This is a genomic window from Desulfosporosinus sp. (assembly GCF_014237355.1).
Classification (GTDB): Bacteria; Bacillota; Desulfitobacteriia; order Desulfitobacteriales; family Desulfitobacteriaceae; genus Desulfosporosinus.
In genome coordinates, this window is sequence record NZ_JABZFS010000026.1 from 25,215 (window position 1) to 34,379 (window position 9,165).

The following is a 9,165-nucleotide window of genomic DNA, read 5'->3' on the forward strand; positions in this document are numbered from 1 at the left end:
TAAGTGAAGTTTTCCAAAGAATTGTTTTCTTATTAGATGCCTAAAGAACAACATGACCTACTAAGGGAATTAGAGGAGTTGTTTTGATCATCAAGAAGAAATAACCGCCCCTGGCCAAGGAGCGGTTATTTCTTATAACTTCTAATTCGGGCTAAACCTTCGGTTAGACAATCGGCTGGGCTGGCGTGCTTGCAACACGTCAGTTCTTTTTTGCCTGCTTTTCTTAGGTTGTCTTTAAGTCCTTAATGATAGCCAGAAGATGTTCCAATTGGCCATCGCTCAGCTTCTTCGACGCATTAATTAAGTCATTTAATTTTGTGGGAAAGCTTACTTCGTCATTAAAGAAATCCTTAGGAGGGACATTTAGGTATTCGCAGATATAAAAAAATCCTGTCATGGATGGCAGCGACTTTTTGTTCTCAATTTTATTGATATAGCTTTCACTTTGACCCAAAGACAGGCTCATATCCCTTGCGGAAACTCCTTTTTGCGTGCGGAGCGTGGTTAGTCTTTGGTAAAATAAATCCTCATACATTACTATTCACCACCTTGTATATGATTATAGACAATACATCGGCTCTTTATACGGAATTACAGCATATGTTTCTGTTGACATAGGGGAAAGAATTCCATATAATTCAGTAAAATATATGCCTTAATTCCATATTATTACGAGAAAGGTGGTTGCCTAAATTACCGATGATTATTAGATATGCCAATATAAGGACTGCCTGCTGCTTTTCGGAACCTAGCACTAAAAGCTTTCATATGAGGTTTGACGAAAACGCAGGGAGCCTGCGATTGAAGCAGGTACTGATGGAACAGGCGGTCTATTTGATTGAAGCTATGGGAGTTACTCATTTCATCAGCGGTGTTGATTTATGTGTAGGCCAGTTTGTCGCAGAAATCGTCCTTGACCTCAAAAGAGACTATCCCGAAGTTACCCTAGAGTGCGTTATTCCCTGTGAGAATCAGGCGACAAATTGGACGATAGCGCAGCGTGACAGGTACTTTTCTATTGTAGAACGATGCGATAAGGAAACTCTAATGCAGCGTCATTACAGTAAAGATTGCATCAGAAAGAAAAAGGAATATATGGTTAAACAGAGTAATTATGTGCTTGTGGTATGGAACGGCAAATCCGGCGACTCGGGGAAACTCCTTTCTATTGCTCGCACCCTGGGAAAGATTGTGATTCTGATTGACTCCAATACCTATGAAGTGCGACTGATTTGAAAAAAACTAGCAGCAAAGCCCAATGAACAATGTTTCTTCGTAGGATGATCATTGCCATAAGTTAGGCGAGAAGTGGCGGCCACGCGGCCGCCGTTCTTTTTTGGCTCCACCTAAACTTGCGGAGGGTCGTAGAAGTCGTTAATCGTGGTTCCAACAACCTTAATATCCCGTTTTCCGATCAGCTCGCCGCTGGACGTAAGGAATACATTCTTCTGAATGATCGTGTCCATAACGGCCTCTGCCTGAGCTTGATCCAGGTCTTCCCTCGGATCCGGGATGGTGATGGAAAACGTTTTGCCGCCGGCAGTTGTAAACGTTAACCTTACCACTTTATTCGTCGTTACGGCCATAGTACCACCTCTTTTTCAGCAAATTTTCCGGAGGGCTACTCATCGAGCAGCTCAAAATTTTTCCTCAGGAGCACGTTTATTACCGGATGCTGTCCCAGACTGAATAAAGCTGCCGCCACATCATAAACATCCTGTTCGGTGGTATCAGCCTTCAGGTAATTCAGGCTCTTTTGCTTGAGTTCCGGGCCGCCGGTGGGCGTGGTCCCGGTCTGGTATTTTACAATCAGCGTTGAATTTAAAGACGTCGTACTTACCGCTATCGTCCCCACATCCTTTCCGACCTATTGACAGGCCGCTTTGAACTCAGCCCGTCCGTTTATTTTATGGTCCTGCTTGTCCGGAGGTTACAGTCTGAGGCCGACCTATAAAAAAGTAAGGTTCCCAGCTTTCGATTCTGGGACAAGCCATTTAAATTAGGTTTGTCACACGCATAAGCCTGGCCCCATATTCTGTGAATAAAGTAACAGAAAGGACAGGTAATATATGAAGGATTTGATCTCAGATCGCACGCCGCTTGTGATCGCGGCTGAAATAAACACGATCAGACACCAGACCGGGAAGATCCTCCTTGCCGGCGCCATTGAGATTGGCCGTCGCTTGAAGGAGGCTAAGGATCTGCTTCCCTATGGAGAATGGGGTAAGTGGTTGAAAGAATCGGTCAGTTACTCTCAGCGAACGGCCGATAGGTTAATGCAGGTCTGTGAAGAGTACGGGACGAAACTGCTTGCTTCCCCCGACAATGACAGCTTGTCAGATTCGTCACCGGTGACGAATCTGACCTACACCCAGGCACTCATCCTCCTGGGGATCCCGGAAGAGGAGCGGGAGGAGTTTATCGCCGAGCACGATGTAGAGAGCATGACCAGGGTGGAATTGCAACAGGCTGTGAAGGACAGAGACCAGGCTATTCAGGAGAAAAAGGACCTCCAAAATGACTTGATCTTGAAAAGCAGCGAATTCGCCCAATTAACCACTCAGACCCAAAGCTTGGAGCAACAGGTGAACGAATATAAGTCAAAATACTCCGCCGAGCAGGAAAAAGTCATGTTAAAGCAAAGGGAACTGGAGGCGGCCAAAGAAGAGGTCCCGTCCGCCAAGAAAATTGCCGAACTGGAAAAAAAGCTCAAAACCGCGGAAACCAAATCCTCCCTCATGACGGCCGACGCACAATTCACTATTCACCGCGATAACATGATCAAAGCTTACGATGAGCTGCTGAAAATGCTCACCGCATTAGACAGAACGGATTCGGAGGCGAAGGAAAAATACAGGGAGACGGCGAGTAAGATTGTTGAAAACATGGCGAAGACGCTGAAAGTATGGCCCCCCGTTATCAGGACAAATTTATCAATTAATACGACCCATTCCGAGAGGAGTTAAATCCAGCGGCCACCTGGTCGTAATCCTCCCTACGGAAGAGAAGAGTTCATTGTGCTCTCCTTTTCCGTGTGGGGCAGGGAGAAGTAATCGCTAGGAGAAATTGACTGTGTGTTGAATATAGTTACTAAAGATTTAACTATAATAAATGGCTTTTACCGAAGGCGAATACACAGCGTTCCGAGTGGAAAAACAAAGGAGCTGTTTGGAGGCTGGACTTACAGAAGAAAGCTTAAATTTTTGGCTTAAGTGTTGTAGGGTTAAGCAGAAAGATTGTGTATTATCAGTTGATGTTCTGAAGATAGAACCGGAGAGAGTTTCAGTTTGAGGGGATAATTAATAAAGGGAGCGAAACTAAGGGAATCTTAGGCTTCGCTCCTATTCACATAAATTGTCTGTGTTGAGTGTAATGCTTAATGCAGAGTAAGGTGTTCAAGATAGACTATAGAACATAAGGTCTGTGCTAATAGTGTGTAATTCAAAGAATAGTGTAAATAGAAACCCTTGTTGGCAGGGTTTTACAGAATAATGAAGAATTCAGACTATAGAAAGTGTTTTACGAGCTATTAGAAAGAAATAGGATGCCTGATTTTCCGCTCCTGGGTGATCCAGGTGATAAAAAAGTCAGAACTCAGCATGTCAAAGGAATACATAAAAAGAAAGCTGAAGTAGCGACCAAGTTGATGTTAATAGTTGCCCCAAATGTTGTGGGGTGTTAATCGTGAGAAAGGGTAAATATGGAAATGTTTCAAGAGCAAGCAAGTTGAGCCCAATAGCCCAGAAGGATATAGGCTGACGAAAGAGATAATCAAGAAATTCAAATACTAATCTGTTGAGATAAAGGATGGCTTGAGCATATGTTTTGAAAGGAACAAGTACGGTTGTTAGGGAAGAAAGGAGCGGAGAGCTCCTGACTTACTCGACAAGTAAGGTAATAAGGGGATTTTCAACTGCAGGAGGGGATTAGTTATAAAAATAATTTACAAATATATTCATATAATTTGGTTATCAGTTATTTTGGTTTCTCTTTTTGTATCTCTTTTTGTATCTCCAAACATATTATTAATAGCAGCGAGCTATTTTTTAGCTCCGTTTTTCTTTTTGATTTCTATTGTAGCACCGGAGATAACAATTTTTGTTGCAACTAACACTAGTATTTGGGAATGGGAAATGATTTTCGTTATTTTAATTATGCTATCTTCAATAATTCTTTTAGCTAAACTAATATCGAAGATTATCAAAAAGTAATCGAAAAAAAACGGATTCTCATCAGGAATATAATGTATTTGGAGGAAAACGTAGCAATAAGTTAGGGGTAAGGTAATGCTTGATTGGTTTAACTTATCTTTATGGCTATTTACGTTAATCGCAGGAATAATTTTACTGATACTATCTAGTAATAAAGAACACATTGATTGGGTGAAAAAAAGAATTCCTATGCCAGTAATTAATATGTTCCCAACCTAGAGGTGACATATGGTGCAATAATTCTTCATTAAAACTACCTGACCGTTTTTGATATTCAACTGCTTTTGTTAGATGTAAGGTGTTCCAGATACTGATGGCATTGATAATTATGTTTAAGGCACTGGCTCTTTGCAATTAAATGCTGTATGGTTCGTTCCCTAAGGGATTGATCTGGCCAATAAAGAAGGAAAATTTAAAGGCCGATTAAAGAAATATCATAAAAATCATGCTGGAATGAATTATGCGGTAAATATTAAAGAAGGAAGTATGACTGTAATCAAATTTGTGAAATTACAAATGTGTCTAGGGCCTCATTATATAGAAAGCTATCAGAAAGGAACAGTTGATGGGTTATACTAAAAATCGGAAAAATATAATAGAAAATAAAGTCCATATAGAGGTGGAATTATATGCCTAAAATTGACAATATACTAGCGATTCTATGGATGCTTAGTTCAGGTGAAAGAATTACTGCAAAACAAATTTCAGAAAAGTTAGAGATGAATATAAGGACTGTGTATCGTTATATTGATACACTTTCAACAAGTGGCGTACCTATAATTTCAGAACCAGGACATAACGGTGGATACACTTTATTGAACAGTTTTATTGAAGCGCCTCTTTTTTTTGATTTTGAAGAGCAAACCTCACTTTATCATGCTGCTGTTTTTGCAGAAGAAGCCGGATATTATGGTGGTGAAGCACTAAATAGAGCTATTTCAAAGCTAAGCAAATATTCAAATCAAGAGCAGGAAACAAAGATAAACCAACATTTAACCAGTCTTGAAGTAATAAGTCGATTAAGTTCCTTTTCCATGGAACCTTTCTTGAGGGAGTTGGAGAAGGCCGTAGCTGACGGATACACTGTAAAAATTCAATACCATAAAAGTGGCGAAGAGAAATCAAAGTATAGATTGGTTGATCCGTACAGAATTATTTATTGGAATAATAACTGGTATGTGATTGGGCTTTGTCATCTTAGGAATGATATTCGAAGTTTTAGAGTAGATCGAATTGAAAGTCTAATGCTAACCGCAAATAAGTTTAGCCAGCCAGTCAACTTTTCAGCACGTGACTTTTTTATGAAAAACCTCCTTCCAACTATACAAGATAAGGAAGGGATTATTTCTTTAGTTATTAATGGTAATACAAGGGCGTTGGATGATATTTGCCAACATTGGTTTTTAGGACATTATTTACAAGAACGGACTTCAAATCAAGCAGTATTTCTTCTTGAAAAAGATATGATACATACATATGTACCTTATTTACTTTTACCGTACGGTAAATCTATTCAAGTTATTGAGCCAATAAGTCTTAAGAAAAGACTTGTTGAAGTTCTGTCGGAATTAATAAAATTTTATCAAGTATGATAACTTCCCTGACGTTAGCTGTCAGGGAAGTTATTTTATAATAGGCTATATCAATTGTGATTGGAGTGTTATTGGATGCAAACAAAACAAGTTTATCTTTATGTATTTAATACAATGTCAGACTGGGAATATGGACATTTAATTGCTGAACTAAACTCAGGAAGATATTTCAAAAAGGATTTAGCACCTTTAAAAGTAATTACAGTGGGAGCTAATAAAGGAATTATTACTACCATGGGAGGACTGAGCATAAAACCAGATATTTCCCTTGATGAATGTACTCTTGAGAGTAAAGATCTTTTAATTTTACCAGGAGGGACTACTTGGAGAGAAGATATTCATCAACCAATCTTGGAAAGAATTGGCCAAGCTTTAAAGCTTGGCACTATTGTTGCTGCAATTTGTGGTGCAACTGAGGGCCTCGCGAATATGGGATACCTAGATTCTAGAAAGCATACAAGTAATAACTTAGAGTATATTAATATGGTATGTCCTAATTATAAAGGAGAAAAGTTTCATGAGTTGGGACCTGCGGTATCTGATGCGAATTTAGTTACTGCATCAGGAGTAGCTCCTCTGGAATTTGCGATGGAAGTACTGAAAAAAGTAGATGTATTTACACCAGATACATTACATTCATGGTATAACCTAAATAAGACTCATAAACCTGAATACTTCTTCCAGTTAATGAATTCAATAAATAAATAAAAGTAACTGAAAAGCTCAGGCTAATAATGGGTATATGAACGATTAAAGTGAATTTCTTATAATTTTATAACGCACAGATAAATAAAAATTTATCGAGCAGATAATTTGTATTTAAGTAGTAGGCAACCGGAGAATAAGCATGAAGAACAGAACCTATATCGCAATTGATTTGAAATCCTTCTACGCTTCGGTCGAATGTGTGGAACGGGGGCTTGATCCGCTGACCACCAACCTTGTTGTCGCTGATGAAAGCCGCACAAAAAGAACCATCTGTCTCGCCGTCTCTCCCTCCCTCAAAGGATACGGCATTCCCGGTAGGGCGAGGCTGTTTGAAGTCGTAAAGAAGGTGAAGGAAGCAAATGCAGCACGGCTGTGCAAAGCACCCGGACGAGCCTTTTCCGGCGTTTCCTGCAACGATACTGAATTGAAATCCTCACCGGGTCTCTCGCTGGACTACATTGTTGCTCTACCGAGGATGGCGTATTATATAGAGTACAGCACGCAGATTTACAATATCTATTTGAAGTATATTGCGCCCGAAGATATTCATGTCTACTCCATTGATGAGGTATTCCTTGACGCCACCAATTATCTGAACACCTACAATCTTTCAGCCCGTGAGCTTGCCGCGAAAATGATTCTGGATGTACTCAGAACAACTGGCATTACAGCAACGGCGGGAATTGGCACAAACCTGTATCTAAGCAAGATCGCTATGGATATTCAGGCAAAGCACATACCTGCTGATAACAACGGTATGCGGATCGCCGAGCTGGACGAAATGAGCTACCGTCGCTCCCTGTGGTCGCATCGGCCTCTAACAGACTTTTGGCGCGTTGGAAAAGGATATGCCAAGAAGCTGGAGGAAAAAGGCCTCTTTACAATGGGAGATATTGCAAGATGCTCTCTCGGTAAACCTACCGATTACTACAACGAGGATTTACTGTATAAGCTGTTCGGCATCAACGCTGAGCTGCTGATTGACCATGCGTGGGGGTGGGAGCCATGCACAATTGCCGATATTAAAGCGTATAAGCCAAGTACAAACAGTATTGGATCGGGGCAGGTACTGCACTATGCTTATACTTTTGACAAAGCGAAGCTGATCGTACGGGAAATGACTGATCTGCTGGTACTTGATCTGGTAGATAAAAGGCTTGTGAGCGACCAGCTTGTTTTGACGGTCGGATATGATATCGATAATCTAACAAATTCAGAGATAAAGAAATCATATCACGGGGCAATCACCACTGACCACTACGGACGCAACCTTCCGAAATCCGCGCATGGTTCTGTAAATCTTGGCAGACAGACCTCCTCTACAAAGCTAATCATGGATGCAGTCACAGATCTGTTTGAACGCATCGTTGACAAAAATCTTCTGATCAGAAGAGTCAACATCACAGCGAATCATGTCGTTGATGAGGCAACTGTTCAAAAGACGGGCAACTTTGAACAACTTGATCTCTTTACGAATTACGCGGCTGAGCAAGCAAAAAAAGAAGATGAAGAAGCTGTGCTTGCACGAGAAAAAAAGATGCAGCAAGCAATGCTTGAAATAAAAAAGAAATACGGCAAGAACGCCATTCTAAAGGGTATGAATCTCGAGGAAGGCGCTACCACTGTAGACCGAAACAAGCAGATTGGAGGGCACAAGGCATGACGAGGACATATGACGACATCATTAATCTACCTCACCATGTCTCTAAGACACGCCCTCATATGACTGCTATTGACCGGGCAGCCCAGTTTTCCCCTTTCGCCGCACTGACCGGCTATGATGCCGCCATCAAAGAAACCGCAAGACTGACTGACGAGAGAGTAAAATTGGACGAATATATGAAAGACGCTTTGAGTGATAGGCTGCAAATCATAGCAGATCGGATTAAAGAGTATCCCGAAATCGCAATTACCTACTTTCAGCCGGATGCGAAGAAGAATGGCGGCGCCTATGTTACTGCTATCAGTACGGCTAAAAAGATAGACGAATATGAACGGGTTGTCGTTATGACCGATGGCACAGCGATTCCCATAGATGAAATAATCAGTATAGAAGGGCAGATATTCGAATTTATGGAAATGCGTTGAACCGATAGTAAGGTTAGAACAGATAGTGAATACAAGCACACAGAAGATATATTGATGGCAACCACTTATAAAAGATATCTAAAACTGAATATTGACGGCTCCTGCGTTGGCTTGGAGCGTGGCGAGAGTGGAAGCAACTACTTCTTCACGCCCAAAAGGTCGAAAGTGATCGGCTGGGCCGGTGTGGATGGTATCCACTATTGCTTCGCGCATGGCTTTGGCGAGATGGTGTTTGCAGTCAGCCCGATGAATACTCCGGGAAACTATGTGAATCTGGTGGCAAGAGATTTTATGGACTTCCTGCGACTCCTGCTGGCTTGCGGGGATGCTGCTGCACTGGAGCAGGTATACTGTTGGGATCAGGCGCAGTTTGACGCCTTCCTGCAGGACAATCCTCTCACCGGTGAACAGCAGGTTGTGCTGGATGCCATTCGGGAGAATCTGTTGCTCGCGCCTATGGAGGAGCCCTTTTCTTATATCAAGGATCTGCAGGCCGAGTTTGAATACAGTCGCCTCAAATATACTAAAGATTACTATGAGTGGGTTCCTGTTGAGCCGAAGATACC

Annotated in this window: 10 protein-coding genes and 3 pseudogenes; 8 read left to right on the top strand and 5 right to left on the bottom strand. The window is 41.5% G+C overall.

Going from position 1 to position 9,165, the window contains the following annotated elements:
- Nucleotides 1–223: 223 nt before the first annotated feature.
- Nucleotides 224–535, bottom strand: a complete 312-nt coding sequence (locus tag HGJ98_RS06010; RefSeq protein WP_291350151.1) for a helix-turn-helix transcriptional regulator — start codon at nucleotides 533–535, stop codon at nucleotides 224–226.
- A gap of 266 nt (nucleotides 536–801) precedes the next feature.
- On the opposite strand from HGJ98_RS06010, the gene HGJ98_RS06015 reads away from it, so the two are divergent.
- Nucleotides 802–1,236, top strand: coding sequence for an SLOG family protein (locus HGJ98_RS06015; protein WP_367142677.1), 435 nt, complete (start codon nucleotides 802–804; stop codon nucleotides 1,234–1,236).
- 110 nt (nucleotides 1,237–1,346) lie between these two features.
- On the opposite strand, the gene HGJ98_RS06020 is transcribed toward HGJ98_RS06015, so the two are convergent.
- Both HGJ98_RS06020 and HGJ98_RS06025 read right to left on the bottom strand, forming a co-directional pair.
- Nucleotides 1,347–1,586 (bottom strand): DUF2922 domain-containing protein, encoded by a 240-nt coding sequence (locus HGJ98_RS06020; protein ID WP_291350153.1) that lies wholly within the window; start codon nucleotides 1,584–1,586, stop codon nucleotides 1,347–1,349.
- 35 nt (nucleotides 1,587–1,621) lie between these two features.
- A complete protein-coding gene (locus HGJ98_RS06025) occupies nucleotides 1,622–1,846 on the bottom strand; it encodes a DUF1659 domain-containing protein (protein WP_291350164.1) in 225 nt (74 codons plus the stop codon).
- A 223-nt stretch (nucleotides 1,847–2,069) separates the two neighbouring features.
- Between HGJ98_RS06025 and HGJ98_RS06030 the strand changes: the two genes are divergently transcribed.
- Nucleotides 2,070–2,966 (top strand): DUF3102 domain-containing protein, encoded by an 897-nt coding sequence (locus tag HGJ98_RS06030; protein WP_291350154.1) that lies wholly within the window; start codon nucleotides 2,070–2,072, stop codon nucleotides 2,964–2,966.
- A 1,073-nt stretch (nucleotides 2,967–4,039) separates the two neighbouring features.
- Here HGJ98_RS06030 and HGJ98_RS06035 read toward each other — a convergent pair.
- Together HGJ98_RS06035 and HGJ98_RS06040 are read right to left on the bottom strand one after the other, a co-directional pair.
- Nucleotides 4,040–4,204 (bottom strand): hypothetical protein, encoded by a 165-nt coding sequence (locus HGJ98_RS06035; protein WP_291350155.1) that lies wholly within the window; start codon nucleotides 4,202–4,204, stop codon nucleotides 4,040–4,042.
- 205 nt (nucleotides 4,205–4,409) lie between these two features.
- A pseudogene (locus HGJ98_RS06040) lies at nucleotides 4,410–4,593 on the bottom strand (Tn3 family transposase); the annotation flags it as partial.
- On the opposite strand from HGJ98_RS06040, the pseudogene HGJ98_RS22335 reads away from it, so the two are divergent.
- From HGJ98_RS22335 to HGJ98_RS06065, 6 genes and pseudogenes are all read left to right on the top strand, one after another.
- A pseudogene (locus HGJ98_RS22335) lies at nucleotides 4,593–4,777 on the top strand (helix-turn-helix domain-containing protein); the annotation flags it as partial. The pseudogenes HGJ98_RS06040 and HGJ98_RS22335 sit on opposite strands and share 1 nt — an antisense overlap.
- Before the next feature lie 63 nt (nucleotides 4,778–4,840).
- Nucleotides 4,841–5,803, top strand: a complete 963-nt coding sequence (locus tag HGJ98_RS06045; RefSeq protein WP_291350157.1) for a YafY family protein — start codon at nucleotides 4,841–4,843, stop codon at nucleotides 5,801–5,803.
- Nucleotides 5,804–5,878: 75 nt separating this feature from the next.
- A complete protein-coding gene (locus HGJ98_RS06050) occupies nucleotides 5,879–6,511 on the top strand; it encodes a type 1 glutamine amidotransferase family protein (RefSeq protein ID WP_291350158.1) in 633 nt (210 codons plus the stop codon).
- Nucleotides 6,512–6,650: 139 nt separating this feature from the next.
- Entirely contained in the window at nucleotides 6,651–8,174 is a 1,524-nt protein-coding gene (locus HGJ98_RS06055; protein WP_291350159.1) for a DNA methylase, read from the top strand.
- Nucleotides 8,171–8,599, top strand: coding sequence for a hypothetical protein (locus HGJ98_RS06060; protein WP_291350160.1), 429 nt, complete (start codon nucleotides 8,171–8,173; stop codon nucleotides 8,597–8,599). Before HGJ98_RS06055 ends, HGJ98_RS06060 begins: the two co-directional genes overlap by 4 nt.
- Nucleotides 8,600–8,653: 54 nt before the next feature.
- A pseudogene (locus HGJ98_RS06065) lies at nucleotides 8,654–9,165 on the top strand (hypothetical protein); the annotation flags it as partial.

Excerpts from the sequence above, each read along its gene's own strand:
- HGJ98_RS06030 (WP_291350154.1), top strand. The coding sequence starts at position 2,070 with ATGAAGGATTTGATCTCAGATCGCACGCCGCTTGTGATCGCGGCTGAA.
- HGJ98_RS06045 (WP_291350157.1), top strand. The coding sequence starts at position 4,841 with ATGCCTAAAATTGACAATATACTAGCGATTCTATGGATGCTTAGTTCA.
- HGJ98_RS06050 (WP_291350158.1), top strand. The coding sequence starts at position 5,879 with ATGCAAACAAAACAAGTTTATCTTTATGTATTTAATACAATGTCAGAC.
- HGJ98_RS06020 (WP_291350153.1), bottom strand. The coding sequence starts at position 1,586 with ATGGCCGTAACGACGAATAAAGTGGTAAGGTTAACGTTTACAACTGCC.
- HGJ98_RS06060 (WP_291350160.1), top strand. The coding sequence starts at position 8,171 with ATGACGAGGACATATGACGACATCATTAATCTACCTCACCATGTCTCT.
- HGJ98_RS06010 (WP_291350151.1), bottom strand. The coding sequence starts at position 535 with ATGTATGAGGATTTATTTTACCAAAGACTAACCACGCTCCGCACGCAA.
- HGJ98_RS06055 (WP_291350159.1), top strand. The coding sequence starts at position 6,651 with ATGAAGAACAGAACCTATATCGCAATTGATTTGAAATCCTTCTACGCT.